Source organism: Phenylobacterium sp., assembly GCF_046291545.1.
Lineage (GTDB): Bacteria > Pseudomonadota > Alphaproteobacteria > Caulobacterales > Caulobacteraceae > Phenylobacterium.
The window spans coordinates 21,533-37,914 of record NZ_JBKBSM010000002.1 but is presented as its reverse complement, the minus strand read 5'-3'; the positions used below and the strand labels follow the sequence as shown (position 1 = coordinate 37,914).

Annotated in this window: 13 protein-coding genes; 3 read left to right on the top strand and 10 right to left on the bottom strand. The window is 71.3% G+C overall.

The annotated features are described in order from the left end of the window. Nucleotides 1-21: 21 nt before the first annotated feature. Both ACK4YQ_RS06705 and ACK4YQ_RS06700 read right to left on the bottom strand, forming a co-directional pair. Nucleotides 22-1,248, bottom strand: coding sequence for an acyl-CoA dehydrogenase family protein (locus tag ACK4YQ_RS06705; RefSeq protein ID WP_409609614.1), 1,227 nt, complete (start codon nt 1,246-1,248; stop codon nt 22-24). Between the two features lie 13 nt (nt 1,249-1,261). Continuing rightward, nucleotides 1,262-2,377 (bottom strand): acyl-CoA dehydrogenase family protein, encoded by a 1,116-nt coding sequence (locus tag ACK4YQ_RS06700; protein WP_409609612.1) that lies wholly within the window; start codon nt 2,375-2,377, stop codon nt 1,262-1,264. A 161-nt stretch (nt 2,378-2,538) separates the two neighbouring features. Here ACK4YQ_RS06700 and ACK4YQ_RS06695 point away from each other — a divergent pair, with 161 nt between their 5' ends. Beyond that, nucleotides 2,539-3,111 (top strand): hypothetical protein, encoded by a 573-nt coding sequence (locus tag ACK4YQ_RS06695; protein WP_409609610.1) that lies wholly within the window; start codon nt 2,539-2,541, stop codon nt 3,109-3,111. Between the two features lie 62 nt (nt 3,112-3,173). Here ACK4YQ_RS06695 and ACK4YQ_RS06690 read toward each other — a convergent pair whose 3' ends face one another. Beyond that, on the bottom strand, nt 3,174-3,821 hold the full coding sequence (locus ACK4YQ_RS06690; RefSeq protein WP_409609608.1) for an OmpW/AlkL family protein: 648 nt from the start codon (nt 3,819-3,821) through the stop codon (nt 3,174-3,176). A gap of 146 nt (nt 3,822-3,967) precedes the next feature. On the opposite strand from ACK4YQ_RS06690, the gene pepN reads away from it, so the two are divergent. Continuing rightward, entirely contained in the window at nt 3,968-6,595 is a 2,628-nt protein-coding gene (gene pepN / locus ACK4YQ_RS06685; RefSeq protein WP_409609606.1) for an aminopeptidase N, read from the top strand. A gap of 148 nt (nt 6,596-6,743) precedes the next feature. Next, nucleotides 6,744-9,278: an ATP-binding protein gene (locus ACK4YQ_RS06680; protein ID WP_409609604.1), complete on the top strand. Its 2,535-nt coding sequence runs from the start codon at nt 6,744-6,746 to the stop codon at nt 9,276-9,278. 3 nt (nt 9,279-9,281) lie between these two features. Here ACK4YQ_RS06680 and ACK4YQ_RS06675 read toward each other — a convergent pair whose 3' ends face one another. The 7 genes from ACK4YQ_RS06675 to ACK4YQ_RS06645 all read right to left on the bottom strand — a co-directional run bounded on the left by ACK4YQ_RS06675 (nt 9,282) and on the right by ACK4YQ_RS06645 (nt 16,358). Next, nucleotides 9,282-9,770, bottom strand: coding sequence for a periplasmic heavy metal sensor (locus ACK4YQ_RS06675; RefSeq protein WP_409609602.1), 489 nt, complete (start codon nt 9,768-9,770; stop codon nt 9,282-9,284). Next, nucleotides 9,767-10,219: a hypothetical protein gene (locus tag ACK4YQ_RS06670; RefSeq protein ID WP_409609600.1), complete on the bottom strand. Its 453-nt coding sequence runs from the start codon at nt 10,217-10,219 to the stop codon at nt 9,767-9,769. Before ACK4YQ_RS06670 ends, ACK4YQ_RS06675 begins: the two co-directional genes overlap by 4 nt. A 7-nt stretch (nt 10,220-10,226) precedes the next feature. Then, nucleotides 10,227-10,775, bottom strand: coding sequence for an RNA polymerase sigma factor (locus tag ACK4YQ_RS06665; protein ID WP_409609598.1), 549 nt, complete (start codon nt 10,773-10,775; stop codon nt 10,227-10,229). Nucleotides 10,776-10,822: 47 nt separating this feature from the next. Then, nucleotides 10,823-11,242, bottom strand: coding sequence for an EF-hand domain-containing protein (locus ACK4YQ_RS06660; protein WP_409609596.1), 420 nt, complete (start codon nt 11,240-11,242; stop codon nt 10,823-10,825). Nucleotides 11,243-11,319: 77 nt separating this feature from the next. Further along, nucleotides 11,320-14,238 (bottom strand): bifunctional [glutamine synthetase] adenylyltransferase/[glutamine synthetase]-adenylyl-L-tyrosine phosphorylase, encoded by a 2,919-nt coding sequence (locus ACK4YQ_RS06655; protein ID WP_409609594.1) that lies wholly within the window; start codon nt 14,236-14,238, stop codon nt 11,320-11,322. A 27-nt stretch (nt 14,239-14,265) separates the two neighbouring features. Continuing rightward, complete coding sequence (locus ACK4YQ_RS06650; protein WP_409609592.1) at nt 14,266-15,669, bottom strand: ATP-binding protein; 1,404 nt, start codon at nt 15,667-15,669, stop codon at nt 14,266-14,268. A 17-nt stretch (nt 15,670-15,686) separates the two neighbouring features. After that, on the bottom strand, nt 15,687-16,358 hold the full coding sequence (locus ACK4YQ_RS06645) for a response regulator transcription factor (protein ID WP_409609590.1): 672 nt from the start codon (nt 16,356-16,358) through the stop codon (nt 15,687-15,689). Nucleotides 16,359-16,382: the final 24 nt, after the last annotated feature.

The following is a 16,382-nucleotide window of genomic DNA, read 5'->3' as shown; positions in this document are numbered from 1 at the left end:
CCCGAGCCGCCCGGACGGGGCTCAGCGCCCCGTCGGCATGTCCTTGAAGGGCACGTCCTTGTCGAGGCGGATGTCGCCGGGAAGGCCCAGCACCCGCTCGGCGATGATGTTGCGCAGGATCTCGTCGGTGCCTCCGGCGATGCGCAGGCCCGGCGCGAACATCCACGAGGAGTGAAAGGCGCTTTTCAGCGGCGCGAGATCCGGATCGCTGATGATCCCGTACTCGCCCAGCATGTCGATGGCGTTTGAGGCCAGCTCATGCATGGCGTTGGCCGAGATGATCTTGCCGATCGAGCTTTCCGGCCCCGGGGTCTGGCCGCGGGACAGGGCGGTCATGGTGCGGTTGCGCGTGTGCTTGAGCCCTTCGAACTGCACGTACCAGTCCGCCAGCTTCTCGCGCAGCGCCTGGTCCTGAAGGGCCGTGCGTCCGTCCGCCGTGAGGATCGAGCGGGCCGCCTCCATGAACTCCTGCCAGCCCGCGCCCGAGGCGCCGCCGACCGCCAGCCGCTCGTTCATGAGGGTGACCAGGCTGACCTTCCAGCCATCGCCCACCGCGCCCAGGCGCTGGCTGTCCTTGACCCGCACGTCGGTGAAGAACACCTCGTTGAAGCCGGACCCGCCGGACATCTGGTGGATCGGCTTCACCTCCACGCCCGGATCGTGCATGTCGATCCAGAACATGGTCAGCCCCTTGTGCTTGGGCACGTTCGGGTCGGTGCGGCAGATGACGATGCCGAAGTCCGAGAACTGGGCGCCCGTGGTCCACACCTTCTGGCCGTTGATGATCCAGTCGCCGGAGCCGTCGTCGGCCCGGACCGCCCGGGTGCGCGAGGCCGCCACGTCCGAGCCGCCGGAGGGCTCGGAGAAGAGCTGGCACCAGATCTCCTCGCCCCGCAGCGCGGGCCCGACGAAGCGCTTCTTGGTCTCGTCGTCGGCGAAGGTCGCCACCGTCGGCACGCACATGCCCAGGCCGATCTGGAAGGGATTTCCGGGCGTCGGATACTTGGCCTCTTCCTGGTTGAAGATGACCTGCTGGATCGGCGTGCCGCCCTGCCCGCCCCACTCCTTGGGCCAGGTGATCTGGGCGTAGCCGGCCGCGGCCTTCTTGGCCTGCCAGGCCTTGGCCGCCGTCAGGTCGCCGCCGCCCTCGGGGTCGCCCTCGACGCCGCGCTTGGGCGCGTTGGCCGCCAGCCAGTCCTGCACCTGCTTGCGGTAGGCCGCTTCTTCCGGCGTGTCCTTGAAGTCCATCGTTCTTGCTCCTTCAGGCCGCGTTGCGACGTTCGAGATGGCTGACGAGCCGCTCTTTCCAGACGCGCGGGGCGCCGATGGCCAGGCTGAGCTGGCGGGCGCGGCGGTAGTAGAGGTGGCAGTCCATCTCCCAGGTGAAGCCGATGCCGCCGTGGGTCTGGATGTTCTCCTTGGAGGCGAACCAGAAGGCCTCGCTGCCGGCGATCCGCGCGGCCGAGGCGGCCATCGGCAGCTCCGGCGCGTCGGTGTTGAGCGCCCACGCGCCGTAATAGGCGTTGGAACGGGCCAGCTCGTTCTTGACGTACATGTCCGCCAGCTTGTGCTTGATCGCCTGGTAGGACGCGATCACCCGGCCGAAGGCGTAGCGCTCCAGGGCGTACTCCTTGGCCATCTCCAGGCAGCGGTCGGCGCCGCCGCACTGTTCGAAGGACATCAGCACCGCGGCTCGGTCGAGCACGCGCTCCATCAGGGCGAAGCCTTCGCCGGCCGCGCCCAGGCGCTGGGCGGGGGCGTCCTTGAAGGTGAGCCGGGCCGCATCGCGCGTCGGGTCCAGGGTCTTCAGGCTCTCGCGGGCGACCCCCGCGCCGTTCAGGTCGACCAGGAACAGGCCAGGCTGGCCGCCCTCGCTGGCCAGGACCACGGCCACGTCGGCGATGTCGCCGTCGGTCACCGGTATCTTCACGCCCGACAGCTTGCCGCCGTTGACGACGGTCTTCAGCGTCGCCGCAGTCACCGCCCCCGGGCCCTCGGCCGAGGCCAGGGCGCCGATCACCTCGCCAGCGGCGATCCTGGGCAGCAGATCGGCCTTCTGGGCGTCCGAGCCGGCCAGCATCACCGCCTCGGCCAGCAGATAGACCGTCGAGGCGAACGGGATCGGCGCGACCACGCGGCCCAGTTCCTCGGCGATGGCGCACAGCTCCACGTGGCCGAGGCCCAACCCGCCGTGTTCTTCGGGGATGGCGCAGCCCAGCCAGCCCTGGGCGGCGACCGCCTTCCAGAGCGCCTCGTCATGGGCCTTGGCGTCGTCGTCCAGCACGCCGCGCACGCGGGAAGTGGGACAGTTGGCCTCCAGGAACTTCCTGGCTTCCCCCTTCAAAAACTTCTGATCGTCCGAGAAGTCGAAATTCATTTCCTGCGCATCCTGCCCGGTTGCTTGCTCGCCGATTTCTTTGACGCAGCGTCAATCGGCGCCTGAAGCCCAGCATAGCCCTGCGCGAAGCCTTGGAAAGATTGACCTCGCGTCAAGGATTTCGGGTTTTCATCGGGGCTCATATCGGCAGGGACGCGCACATGGCCAAGGCGGTATTCCAACGTAACCAGAAGGTCTGGGTCGAGAGCGTCGGCGCCTGGTCGGTGATCGAACGCATCGTGCCGATCTGGGCGCGCGGCTTCGACGAGCCGGTGCGGGTGACCTACGACGTCGGCCTGGGCCGCGAGTTCCACGCCCACGAGCTTCGCGCCGAGCAGGACGGGCCGGAGGTGCTCGACCAGGCCGGCGTGCCCTGGCGCCTGCTGCGGGCGCGCAACAAGTGGCAGACCCCGGAGGACTGCCGCCACCACCCCTATCCGGGCACCTATCCGGTGGTGGTGACCGACGCCAACGACTGGGGCGGCTGGCGCGTGCCGGGCGCCGAATACGACCGCGACCCGCACAAGATCGAAGGCCAGGCCCGGCTGATCGCCTCCGCCCCGCGGCTGCTGGCCCTCGCCCGCGCCCTGACCGAGTTCATCAGCGACGCGCCGGACGACGCGCCGGCGGAAATCCGCCGCCTGGCCGAAGAGGCGGTGAAGATCGAGCGCTACCTGGCCGAGGTCCCGGCCCCGCTCAAGGACCCGAAAGACGAAGGGACGGTCGCGGCCTGAGCCACGCCGTCCCCACGCCCCGATGAAGCCGGGCCGCCGCGGCCCGGCCTCCTCGAATGGGATCAGAACTTGTAGCCGAAGCCGGCGGAGACGACCCACGGGTCGAGCTTCACCTTGGACTTCAGCGCGCCGTTGTTGATGTCGGCGTCGGTCTCGAAGAACACCTTCTTGACGTCGACGTTGGCGCTCCAGGGCCCCTTCACGGCGACGTCCACGCCGGCCTGCAGGGCGAAGCCGAAGCCGTCGTCCAGGTCAACGTCGAAGCCGTTCTGGTCTTCGCCGGAGTAGAAGATCATGTAGTTCACCCCCGCGCCCACGTAGGGGCTGACCTTGGCGGCCGGGGCGAAGTGGTACTGCAGGCTGACCACCGGCGGCAGCACCCAGGTTTCATGCACCGCCACGTCGACGCCCGGGCCCTTGGCGCGGACCTCGTGCTGGGTGGTGCCGGCGATCACCTCGACGGCGATGTTGTCGGTCATGAAGTAGGTGAGGCCGATGGTCGGCATCACGTCGTCCTTGACGTCGACGTTCAGGCCGGTGGCCGCGCCGGCCGCGGTCAGGATCGGATCGTCCGCGTCGGTGAGCACGCCGGTGGCGCGCACGTTGAGCATCAGGGTTCCCTTCTGCTTGGGCTGGAACTCCTGGGCCTGTGCGGTCCCGGCCAGAGCCAGGGCGGCGAGGCCGGCGAGCGCGTAACGGGTGGCGAGCATGAGATATCCCCAAATTTCTTATGGCCTTTCGGCCGAGCGCTCGGAAACTCCTCCCGCTGGCGAGGCTTCGCCTTGACATTGCTCAATTGGATCAACACGCCGCAGGCCCCCTGGCGGGGCGTGCCCCGGGGCGCTACATCCCTGCGATGCGCACCGAGACGCCCCAGCCGATCCGGCTTTCCGACTATCGTCCGCCCGCCTTCCTGATCGACGAGGTCCGCTTGGACTTCGCCCTGGAGCCCAGCCGAACGCGGGTGAAGGCGCAGCTCTCCGTGCGCCGCAACGGCGAGCACGCCGAGCCGCTGGTGCTGAACGGCGAGCGGCTCAAGCCGATCTCGGTCGCGATCGACGGCCGCGTCCTCGGCGAGAGCGAGCGGACGATCGACGCCGAGTTCCTGACGGTGCCGGACGTGCCGGACGCGTTCGTTCTGGCGACCGAGGTCGAGATCGACCCGGCGGCCAACAAGGCGCTGGACGGGCTCTACATGTCAGGCGGGCGCTTCTGCACCCAGTGCGAGGCCGAGGGCTTCCGCAAGATCACCTGGTACCCTGACCGGCCGGACGTGCTCTCGCGCTTCACGGTGCGCATCGAGGCGGACAGGAGCTTCCAGCACCTGCTGTCCAACGGCAACCTGATCGAGGCCGGCGACCTGCCGGGCGGGCGGCGCTACGCCGTCTGGAACGACCCGTTCCCCAAGCCCTGCTACCTGTTCGCCCTGGTGGCCGGCGAGCTCGACGTGCTGGAGGACAAGCTCGTCACCATGAGCGGGCGCACCGTCGACCTGCGCATCTTCGTCGACCCCGGCATGGCGCCCCGCGCCGCCTACGCCATGGACGCGCTGAAGCGCTCGATGAAGTGGGACGAGCAGGCGTTCGGCCGCGAATACGACCTGGACCTGTTCATGATCGTCGCCGTGCGCGACTTCAACTTCGGGGCGATGGAGAACAAGGGGCTGAACATCTTCAACTCCTCGCTCCTGCTGGCCGACCCCGAGACCGCCACCGACCTCGACTACGAGCGCATCGAGAGCGTCGTCGCCCACGAGTACTTCCACAACTGGACCGGCGACCGGATCACCTGCCGCGACTGGTTCCAGCTTTGCCTGAAGGAAGGGCTGACGGTCTTCCGTGACCAGAGCTTTTCGGCCGACATGCGCGGCGAGGCGGTCCAGCGCATCAAGGACGTGAAGGCCCTGCGGGCGCGCCAATTCGCCGAGGACCAGGGGCCGCTGGCCCACCCGGTCCGCCCCTCCAGCTACCTGAAGATCGACAACTTCTACACCGCCACCATCTACGAGAAGGGCGCGGAGGTGATCCGGATGCTCAAGGCCCTGATCGGGGCCGAGGCCTTCCGCAAGGGGATGGACCTCTATTTCGAGCGCTGGGACGGCCACGCCACGACGGTGGAGGCCTTCATCGCCTGTTTCGCCGAGGTCTCCGGCCGGGACCTGACCGACTTCTTCGCCTGGTACGAACAGGCGGGCACGCCGACCCTGACCGTCAAGCGCCGCTACGACGCCGCCGCCAGGACCCTGGAGCTGGAGCTGACGCAGTCGACCGCGCCGACGCCGGGCCAGCCGACTAAGCGGCCCCTGCCCATGCCGATCCGCATCGGCCTCTTGGACGCAGAGGGCCGCACCCTGGCCTTCGAGCGGGACGGCCAGGCGCTGGACGAGACCCTGGTGGTGCTCGACGCCGCCGAGGCCAAGGTCACGCTCACCGGCGTGGAGCGCGAGCCGGTGGTCTCGGCCCTGCGAGGCTTCTCCGCCCCCGTGACCCTCGTCACCGACGCCAAGCCCAAGGACCGTTACGTGCTGCTGGCGGGCGATCCGGACCTGTTCAACCGCTGGGAAGCCGGACAGGACCTGGCCCGCGACCTGATGCTGGCCCGCGCCGCCGGCCGCCCCGACGAGGTGGCCGAGGAGCGCTACGCCGAAGCGCTCGGCCGGGCCCTCGCCGACCAGGCGGCCGACCCCGCGTTCAAGGCCCTGCTGCTGGCCCTGCCGACGGAGGCGGAGCTCTCGCTGGCCATGAAGCCGGCCGATCCGGCCGCCCTCCACGCCGCGCGCGACGCCCTGCGGCTGCGCCTGGCGCTGCACCTGGGCGAGCAGCTCAAGCATCTGCACATCGGCCTGCAGCAACTGGGCGAGTTCACCCCGGACGCCGCCGGGGCCGGGCGCCGGGCCTTGCGCAACGCTGCGCTCGATCTGCTGGCCGCCAATCCGCGCGCCGACGTGGCCGAGCTGGCAGAGGGACACTATCGCGCCGCCACCAACATGACCGACGCCATCGGCGGGCTGAACGCCCTGATGCTGGTGGGCGGCGAGGCCTTCGAGGCCGCCCTGGCCGACTTCTTCGAGCGCTGGAAGTCCGAGCCCCTGGTCATCGACAAGTGGTTCGCCCTGCAGGCGCGCGATCCGTCCGAGGGCGCCTTCGGGCGGGTCCTGGGCCTGACCGCCCACCCCGCGTTCGATCCGAAGAACCCCAACCGCCTGCGTGCGCTGGTCTCGACCTTCTCCTCGGCCAACCCCGCCCGGTTCCACGATCCCAGCGGGGCGGGCTACAGCTTCCTCGCAGACCAGATCCTGGCGGTGGACGGCTTCAACCCGATGACCGCCGCGCGGATGGTCGAGCCCCTCGGCGGCTGGCGCCGCTACACCCCCGAGCTGGGCGAACTGATGAAGGCGCAGCTCGCCCGCATCCGCGCCCATGAAGGCCTGTCGAAAAACGTCTACGAACTGGCGAGCAAGGCGCTGGGTTCGGACGAGGACTGACCCCGGCTCGCCCCATGGGCCGGACGGCTGTGGCGCCGAAGACTCTCCACGACGAGATCGGCGCCGGGGAGTCGTGACGCGGCGGACTCGCACGCGTAGACTCCCTAACAAGAGGTGACTCGGGGTTCGGCAGAGGGAGCGGCGCGCGTTGGCCAAGCGCGGGGGCGAAAACGCGGCTGACGCGACGGCGAGTACGCCCGCGAGGGATCTGGGGGCGGCTTCGCGGCCGCCCGAGACGCAGACGTTCGCCCGCATCGTCATTCTTTCCACCCTGCTGCTCCTGGCCATCTACACGGTGGTGGCGGTGATGCGCATCCAGCGCGAACCGCACGGGGCGGCGGCGCCCAGCGTGATGGCGCCGTCCCGCGCCGAAGCCCTGGCGGCGCGGCTCGACGGCGAGGCGGCGGCCCTGCGGGGCGGCCTACTGGCCGCGAAGGAGAGCCTGGCCCGCTCCCCGGCCGCTCCGATCGACGCCGCCGAGATCGGCCTGCGCGCCTCGGGCGGGGCCGCTCGCGCGGTGGGCGTGATGAACGACGCCGAACTGATCGCCCAGGCGGGCAAGGTCCGTGGGGTCGACTGGCGCGAGGCGGTCCGGGCCGGCGGCCGGTCGAGCAGCGAGGTGTGGTTCGGCGCGGTGGGGGCGAGCGATCCCTCCCTGACCGGCGTGACCGCCGTCAACACCTCGCAGGGGCGGCGCTGGATCGTCGTCTCCGGCGCGCCCGAGCGACTGACGCGCTTGCTGTCGACAGCCTCGCCCGAGGCCCTGGCCGCACGGGACGGCCGGCTGCTGGCGGCCGCCGGCGACGGGGGGCTCGCCCAGGCCAAGAGCGTCAACGAGGCCTTCGCCGTCGCGCCGGACGAACTGAAGGCCGGCGGCCTGGTGCGTGGCGCCCGTCCCGACGGCGCCGCCCTGGACCTGGCGGCGCGCCCGGCCGCGTCGGGCGCGCTCTTGGCCATCGCCGCGGTCAACGCCGGGCCGGACGCCCTGTTGTCGGTGCGCGAACAGATGGCCTGGGTGCTGGCGCCCCTGTTCGCCGCGTTCCTGCTGGCGATGATGCTGCTGCACCAGAGCTACAAGGCCGAGCGCGCCGAGCAGGCGTTCAGCGAATCCGAACAGCGCTTCCGAATGGCCGTCGAGGCCGCCCGCTGCGGCATCTGGGAATGGGACGTCGCCACCGACCGGATGTTCATGTCCGACGTCACCGGCGCGATCCTGGGCTGGGGCGGGGGCGGCGTGGTCAAGGGCGACGAGGTGATCGACAAAGTCGCGCCCGAGCACCGCGAGCGCCTGCGCCAGGCGGTGACCACCGCGGCGATCTACGGCGGCTTCGACGTATCGTTCCGCGTGCCCAGCCTCCAGGGCGGACGCCCGATCTGGATCGACGCCCGGGGCCAGGGCTTCGACCGGGCGCCGGACGGCAGCTACGCCCGGATCATCGGCGTGGCCCTGGACGTCACCGAGGAGCGTGTCGCCCAGGCCCGGGCGCAGGCCGCCGAGATCCGCCTGCGCGACGCCATCGACAGCGTGTCGGAGGCCTTCGTCCTTTGGGACCGCCACGGGCGGCTCCTGCTCTGCAACAAGAACTACCGCGACTTTTTCTCGCTGGAGGCGCGGATCCTGAAGCCCGGCGCCCCGCGCGAGCAGATCCACAAGATCGCCCAGATCGCCATCAAGCAGGAGACGCCCGCGCCCGACGGACGGCGCGGCGTGCGCGAGGCCGAGCTCTATGACGGCCGCTGGATGCAGATCTCCGAGCGCCGCACCGCCGAGGGCGGGCTGGTGATGACCGCCGCCGACATCACCGCCATCAAGGCCCAGGAAGAGGCTCGGCGGCTGAACGAGGAGCAACTGCAGCGCGCCGTCGTCAGCCTGGAGCAGAGCCAGGAGCAGCTCTCCGAACTCGCCCGCAAGTACGAGGCCGAGAAACTGCGGGCCGAGGCGGCCAACAAGGCCAAGAGCGAGTTCCTGGCCAACATGAGCCATGAGCTGCGCACGCCGCTGAACGCCATCAACGGCTTCTCCGAGATCATGGTCGGCGAGATGTTCGGCCCCCTCGGCGACCGCCGCTACAAGGAGTACGCCCAGGACATCCTCAGCTCCGGCCAGCACCTGCTGGCGCTGATCAACGACATTCTCGACATGTCCAAGATCGAAGCCGGCAAGATGAGCCTGAAGTTCGAGTCGATGTCGCTGGAGGAGGCCGCCGAAGACGCCGTGCGCCTGGTGCGCAACCGGGCCGAGGCCACCGGCCTGACGCTGACCCTGGACTTCCCTCGCCTGCCCGACGTGGAGGCGGACTACCGCGCGATCAAGCAGGTGCTGCTGAACCTGCTGTCCAACGCGATCAAGTTCACGCCGCGCGGCGGCGCGGTGACCGTGCGAGCCGACGTGCGCCGCGACCCGCTGGGCGAGCGGGTGCGGGTGAGCGTGCAGGACACCGGCATCGGCATCGCCGCCGAGGACCTGGCGCGCCTGGCCCGCCCGTTCGAGCAGATCGAGACCCAGCACGCCAAGACTCAGCAGGGCACCGGCCTCGGCCTGGCCCTCACCAAGTCGCTGGTGGAGATGCACGGCGGAGCCCTGGAGATGCAGAGCACCCCGGGCGAGGGCACGACGGTGAGCTTCACCGTCCCGATCCGCCAGGCGCGCACCGGCCAGCCCGGAGCCGTGGCCGCGGCCTGAGCCTCAGGGCCGCTCGCGATGTCCGCGGCGTGCGCCGGGGTCCGGCGCCGGCGGCGCGAGGCTTTGCGCGAAACGGGCCCGCTCGTCGGGCGGCAGGCGGGCGGCGAATTCGACCACGCGGTGCTCGACATCGCGGCGGGCCGCGATCTCGGCCTGGCGGGCCGCGTCCAGGGCGCGGCTGGCGGCCACAGGGTCGAAGGGCTCCTTGCCCAGCATCAGCCAGGCCTCGCGGCGCGCCTGGCGCACCTCGCGCAGGCGCTGGTTGGTGACGGGCCCCTGCTCGCGCAACAGGCGCCGGAATTCGCGGCGGCGGTCCGGCGGCAGCGCCTCCCCGGCCGCCCAGAGGGCGGGTCCCGGCCGGGGGTTCGCCTGGCTCGGCGAGGCGTGCGGCGTGCGTCCGCCGGCCACCAGGCCGCCCACGACGGCGCCCGCGACGAACAGGTTCAGGGCGAGCGAAACGAACAGGACGATCAGCAGGACGCGGCGGCTCATCCGGCGCTCTCCTCGCCGGCGTCGTCCGGCAGGCTGGCGTCGTAGCCCGCAAGCGCAACGGCCACCGCGTCTGCGCCCGACGGCGGTTGATCCAGGGCGGAGAGCTGGGCGCCGAAGACCACGCCCGCAGCGCAGGCGGCGGCGAGACCCGCGCCCAATCCCGCCCTCGCCAGCCACGCGACCGGCGCGAAGCCCCGGCGCGGGCGCGGGGCCGCCGCCAGGATCGCCTCCTGCACGGCGCGGGAGACGGGCGATGGGCGCCAGGCGTCCAGCGCGGCATCCAGATCGGCGGCTTCCGCCAGCAGCCGGGCGGCGAAGGCCGGCTCGTCGGCCATCAGCAGGGCCGCAGCGTCGCGGTCGTCCTCGGGCCAGCGGGAAAGGTCGCCGCCATAGGCGTCCGCCAGGTCCTGGAAGCGCGCCCGCGGCAGGCTGGAGGTGGGGCCGGTCATCGCATCCTCACGGCTGGGCCATGTCGGCCAGGGCCGCCCGCAGCCCGCGCCGCCCGCGGGCCAGGAGGCTTTCGAGGGCCTCGACGCTGAGGCCCATGACGGCGGCGGCTTCGATATTGGTCATCTCTTGATAGTGGCAAAGGGTGATCGCCTCGCGCTGCCGGTCGGGCAGGCGGCGCATGGCGTCGGCCACCCGGCGGCCGACATCCTGCGCCTCCAGCCCCCGGTCCGGCGCCGGACCGTCGTCGGGCCTTTCCGGCGGGGTGTCCGTCGGCACCTCGCGCCGGCGGCGCAAGCGGTCGTAGCACAGGTTGAGCGCCACCCTGTGCAGCCAGGTGTCGAAGCGGGCCGCCCCCGGCTTCCAGCCGGGAGCCTGCCGCCAGGCGCGCAGGAACGTCTCCTGCACCACGTCCTCGGCCTCGGCCCGATCGCCCAGCATGCGCTGGGCCAGGGACATCAGGCGCGGCAGCTTGCGGGCCATGAGGGCGCGAACCGCGGCCGGATCGCCGCGCCCCACCCGCGCCACCAGCGCCTCGTCGGGATCGCCCTCGTCCAAGCCTCACCTCGCCCCGCGCCGCCCCTTGGCCGAAGGCATATGTTCCGTCAGTCCGCACGGTTCCCGCGCTGCCGCATCGCGGAGAGTTCGGACCGGCTGAGCCAGCCGTCGCCGTTCGCGTCGGCGGCGGTGAAACGCGGGCCGGCGCTGGCCTCGATCTCGGCGCGGGACAGCGCCCCGTCCTTGCTGGCGTCGAACCGGGCGAACATCATCTCCATCCGCTGGCCGGCCTCGGGCCGGCCCATCGCCTTGGCGCGGTCGGTCATGGCCTTGGCTTCTGCGCGGGTGATCCTGCCGTCCCTGTCGGCGTCCATCCGGCCGAGCATCGCATCGGCCTGGGCCTTCTTGAACTCGGCCAGGGTGACCTTGCCGTTCCTGTCGGCGTCCGGGTCCGGGCCCCGCATCTGGGCGTGGGCCGCGCCCGCCGCGGCGAGGAGGCCCGCGGCGGCGATCAGTGCGTACTTCATCTTCATCCTTTCGGCCTTGCGAGGGGCGCGCGCGGCCACTGACCGCTTGAACGCGCCGAAGGCGGCATATCCGTCGCTCAGCTTTGCAGGACGATGTCATGGGCTTCACGCGCCGCCGCACGCGCCGACTGCAGGCGGCTCTTCAAGGCGCGGAAGTCGCGGACGCCCCCGGCCCGGGCCAGCAGTTCGCGAAAGGCCGTCGGCTCGCTGGACGGATCGGCGTCGTCGTCCAGCGCCACCTTGATGAGCTGGGTGAGGTTGTGCTGCAGGCGACCGGCCCGCTCCAGAGCCTGCAGCGCCGCCGCCGGCGCAAGACCGGCCTCGCTCAGCGCCGAGAGCGCCTCGGCGGTGTTCTGGCGCAAGGGTCCGCCGGCCGCCCCGTGGATGAGCTGCAGGGCCTGGGCGGCGAACTCGACGTCCACCAGGCCGCCGGGGCCGAGCTTCATGTCCCAGAAGCCCTTGGGCGGACGCTCGCGTTCCATCAGGGCGCGCATCTCGCGCACGTCGGCGAGCGTTCGCGCGCGCTCTCGGGGTTGGCGAAGGGCCGCTTCGATGGCCCGGGCGGCGTCGCGGGCGAAGGCCTCGGAGGTCGCCCACACCACCCGCGCGCGGGTGAGCGCCAGATGCTCCCAGGTTTCCGCCTCGCCGTCATAGTACCGTTCGAAGGCGCTGAAGCTGACCGACACCGGCCCTTTGGTGCCGGACGGGCGAAGCTGCATGTCGACCTCGTAGAGCCCGCCCTCGGCGGTGGAGGCGGACAGGGCCGCGATCAGGCGCTGGGTGAAGCGGCCGAAGAACACCTCCGGCCCCCACTCCTTGATCGCCGAGGCCGCGGCGGGATCATCGGCACGGTAGAGGGTCATCAGGTCGAGGTCGGAGCCGGCGCTCATCTCCCGCGAGCCGCATTTGCCCAGAGCCACGACGGCCACCTGGCCCGGGAAGGCGCCGGCGGTGCGCTCCACCTCGGCGAGGGCCGCGGCGGCGAGCACCTCGATGCACAGGTCGGCGAGGTCGGCGAAGGCGTGGCCGGCGACCTCGGCGCTGGCCGCCCCGCTCATCACCTGCACCCCCACGCGGAAGGCCTGCTCGCGGTGGACGCGGCGCACCACGTCCATCGTTTCCTCGAAGCCCTCGGCGCGGCGCAGGGCCAACGCCATGGCCTGGCGGTTCTCCTCCACGTCGATGGGTTCGAAGAATTCGGCGTCGAGCATGGCGTCCAGGGCTGCGGGACGGCGGGCCAGGGTCGAGGCGAGCCGGGGCGCGAAGGCCATCACCTGCACGATCAGCTCGAACAGCCGGGGCTGGGCCAGGAACAGGGACTGGATCTGCACGCCCGAGGACAGCTTGGAGAAGAAGTCCACGAACCGGTTGAAGGCGGCGTTCGGCGCGCCCGTGGCCTGAAGGGCGTCCAGCAGCCGTGGCGCCAGGCGGGTGAACAGTTCGCGGCCGCGCTCCGTGCGGGTGGCGGGGATGTGGCCGTGATGCCAGGATCGGATCGTCTGCGACACGCGGGCCGGGCTGTCGAAGCCCATCTTGGCCAGAGTCGCCAGGGTTTCCGGATCGTCGTCGACGCCTGTGAAGATCAGGCTGCCGAAGCGCGAGGACAGCGGCTCCTCGTCGGGGAAGAGCTCGCCGTAGCGGGCGTTCACGGTGCGCAGGATCCTGCCGATCGCCGCGTCGAAGCTCGGCAGGCGCGAATAGCCGCTGAGCATGGCGACGCGCCGGCGGTCGGGGTCCGCCTCGGGCAGGCGATGGGTCTGCTCGTCGGCCACCATCTGCACGCGGTGCTCGACGGCGCGCAGGGTGACATAGGCCTCGGCCAGCTCGGCGGCGGCCTGGGGCAGGACGTGCCCCGCCTCGGCCAGGGCGGCCAGAGCTTCGAGGGTGCGCGGCGAGCGCAGCTCGGGATTTCGGCCGCCGAGGATCAACTGCTGGGTCTGGACGTAGAACTCGATCTCGCGGATGCCGCCGCGGCCGAGTTTCAGGTCCACCCCCTTGGCGGTCAGGCGCTCGTCGACCTTGTGCACGTGGATCTGCCGCTTGATGGAATGGATGTCGGCGATCGCCGCGAAATCCAGGTTCTTGCGCCAGATGTAGGGCTGAAGCTCGGAAAGGAACGCCCGGGCGCGGGGCAGGTCGCCGGCGCAGGCGCGGGCCTTGATGAACGCCGCGCGCTCCCAGTTCTGGCCGACGCTTTCGTAGTATTCCAGGGCCGCAGGCACCGGCACGGCCGGCGGCGTCGAGGACGGATCGGGCCGCAGGCGAAGGTCGACGCGAAACACGTAGCCGTCGCCGGTGCGCGTCTGCATCAGCTCCGACAGGGCCTTGGTGAGCCGCACCGCGAAGGGCTGGGGCTCGGTCCCCTCGGCGACCAGCAGGGCCTCGGGCTCGTAGAAGACCGAGATGTCGATGTCGCTGGAGTAGTTGAGCTCGTAGGCGCCCTGCTTGCCCATGGCGATGCAGAACCAGCCGGGGACGGGGCCGTCCTCGCCCTGCCCCAGCCGCGCCAGGCGGCCGGCCTCCACCTCGGCGCGGGCGAGGCTCTCCAGGGCGGCGGCCACCGTGGCGTCGGCGAAGCGGGTGAGCGCGCCGGTCACCTGGTCGAGCTTCCAGGCGCCGCCCAGGTCGCTGAGCGCGATCAGCAGGTGCGCCTCGGCCTTCAGCCTGCGCAGCCGCCGACCGGCCTCATCGGGGAGCTCCGCAGCCGCCTGCGCCGTGCGCGCCATCAGGTCGGCGAACTGGGCGTCCGGATCGGCTTCGAGCAGCACGCGCACCCGCGCCGGATCGCGCCGGGCGAGTCCCGCCAGATAGGGCGCTGCGGCGAAGGCCGGCGCCAGGGACGGCCAGGCGGCGTCCAAGAGCTCGGTCCAGCCGTCCTCCCTCGCCGCCTCCTCCAGGATCTCGTGCAGGCGGGCGGCGGCCTTGGGGTCGGCGATCGGGCCGCAGGGGGCGAGGCGGTCGGCCAGGCGAGTCATCGCTGCGACTTTGCCGCCCATGTGGCCGCGGTCCAAGCCAATCTCGCGCTAGCCCGCGCGGGGCAGGATGAAGGCGACGCGCAGGCCCGGGCCGATCTCGCCGACCTTGCCGGGGCCCTCGTCGAGCTCCAGGCGACCGCCATGCGCCTCGGCCACCGCGCCGACCAGGGACAGGCCGAGGCCCGAGCCCGGCTCGTTGCGGCTGTTCTCCAGGCGCACGAAACGCTCGACCACGCGGGCGCGGTCGGCTTCGGGGACGCCGGGGCCGGTGTCCGTCACCGAGTACTCGATCTCGCCCGAGGAGCGGCGGCGCACCCGCAGCATGATGGCCCCGCCGGGGGGCGTGTACTTCACCGCGTTGTCCAGGATGTTGGCCAGGGCCTGGGCGAGGAACTCGCGGTTGCCGCGGATCGTCAGGTGGCGTTGCAGCTCGGCCTTGAAGTCGATCTCCTTGTCCTCGCACAGAGGCTCGTAGAGTTCGGCGATGTCGGCGGCGAGCTCGGCCGGGTCGAAGACGGTCTGGTCCGGCGCCTGGCCGGCCGCCTGCAGACGGGCGATCGACAGCACGGCGCCGAAGGTCTTGAGCACCCCGTCGGTGTCCTCGATCGCCTGGGCCAGGGCCTTGGTCGGATCGCCCCGCCCCGCCTCCACGTCGAGGTATGCCGCCTCCAGCCGCGCGCGCAGGCGGGTGAGCGGCGAGCGCAGGTCGTGGGCGATGGCGTCGCCGGCGTGCCGGTGGCCGGCCATGGAGCGCTCCAGCCGGTCGAGCATCTCGTTGAGGCCCTCGGCCAGTTCGTCGAACTCGTCGCGCGCGCCGCGCACATGGGCCCGCGCCCCGAGGTCGCCGTTGCGGACGGCGGCCACCACGTCGTTCAGCCCGCCCATGCTGCGGCTGACGTTGCGGCTGACGATCACCCCGCCCGCGAGGCCCAGCACGATGACCAGACCGCCGGCGCCCCACAGGGCGCGGACCACCTTGACCACATAGGCCTCGTCCTCGCCGACGTCGGCGCCGACGAACAGGATTTCCCCGCCGGAGAGCCGTTCCTGCAGGCCGCGGGCCGGATGGCGGATCTCACGGCCCTGGACGTCGTAGTCGGTGACCTGGAAGGTCGCCCAGGTCGGCTCGCCCTTGAACCCTTCGACCGGACTCTCTTCGATGGAGCCGGAGATCCGTTCGCCGTCGGACCTCATCAGGAGATAAAGGAACGGCCGCTCCGACGCGGCTCGCTCGATCAGGGCCTGGTTCAGGGCGTCGATCCCAGCCCGGTTGTAGGCGCCCTGCAGGGTGCGCATCTCGCGGGTGATGTCGCGGTCGGTGCGGCGCGCCGCCTCCCCGGCCGTGGCGACGTAGATGTAGGCCAGAAACGCGCTGGCGGCGGCCGCGAACAGCGCCAGGAACAGCAGCGTCAGCCGGAACGGCGTGGTGCGGAAGATGCGGGGCAGGCGCATGGAGGCGCCGTTCCTCCCTAGGCGTCCAGCCGGTAGCCCGCGCCGCGGATGGTCTGCAGCATGGGTTTGTCGAAGCCCTTGTCGATCTTCGAGCGCAGCCGCGAGACGTGGACGTCGATGACATTCGTCTGCGGGTCGAAGTGGTACTCCCAGACCTTCTCCAGCAGCATGGTGCGCGTCACCGACTGGCCGGCGTGGCGCATCATGAACTCCAGGAGCTGGAATTCCCGCGGCTGCAGGTCGATCTCCTTGCCCTGGCGGTGCACGGTGCGGGCGATCAGGTCCATCTCCAGGTCGCCGACCCGCAGAAGGGTCTGGACCGATCCGGTCTCGCGCCGTCGGGCCAGGGCCTCGACCCGGGCGATCAGCTCGGCGAAGGCGTACGGCTTGACGAGGTAGTCGTCGCCGCCGGCCTTGAGGCCGGCCACGCGGTCGTTGATCTCGCCGAGGGCCGAGAGGAACAGCACCGGAGTCTGGTCGCCCTCGCGCCGGATGGTCTCGATCAGGGTCACCCCGTCCATCCGGGGCATCATGCGGTCGACGATCATGACGTCGAACTCGCCGCCGCGGGCGGCGGCGAGCCCTTCTTCGCCGTCAGCGGCGCGGACGCACGCGAAACCGGCTTCGGAAAGCCCGCGCTCCATCGCGTCGGCCGCCTCGAGGTCGTCCTCGACGATCAGGATCCGCATCCGATTCGCACCCCCAGATTGGTC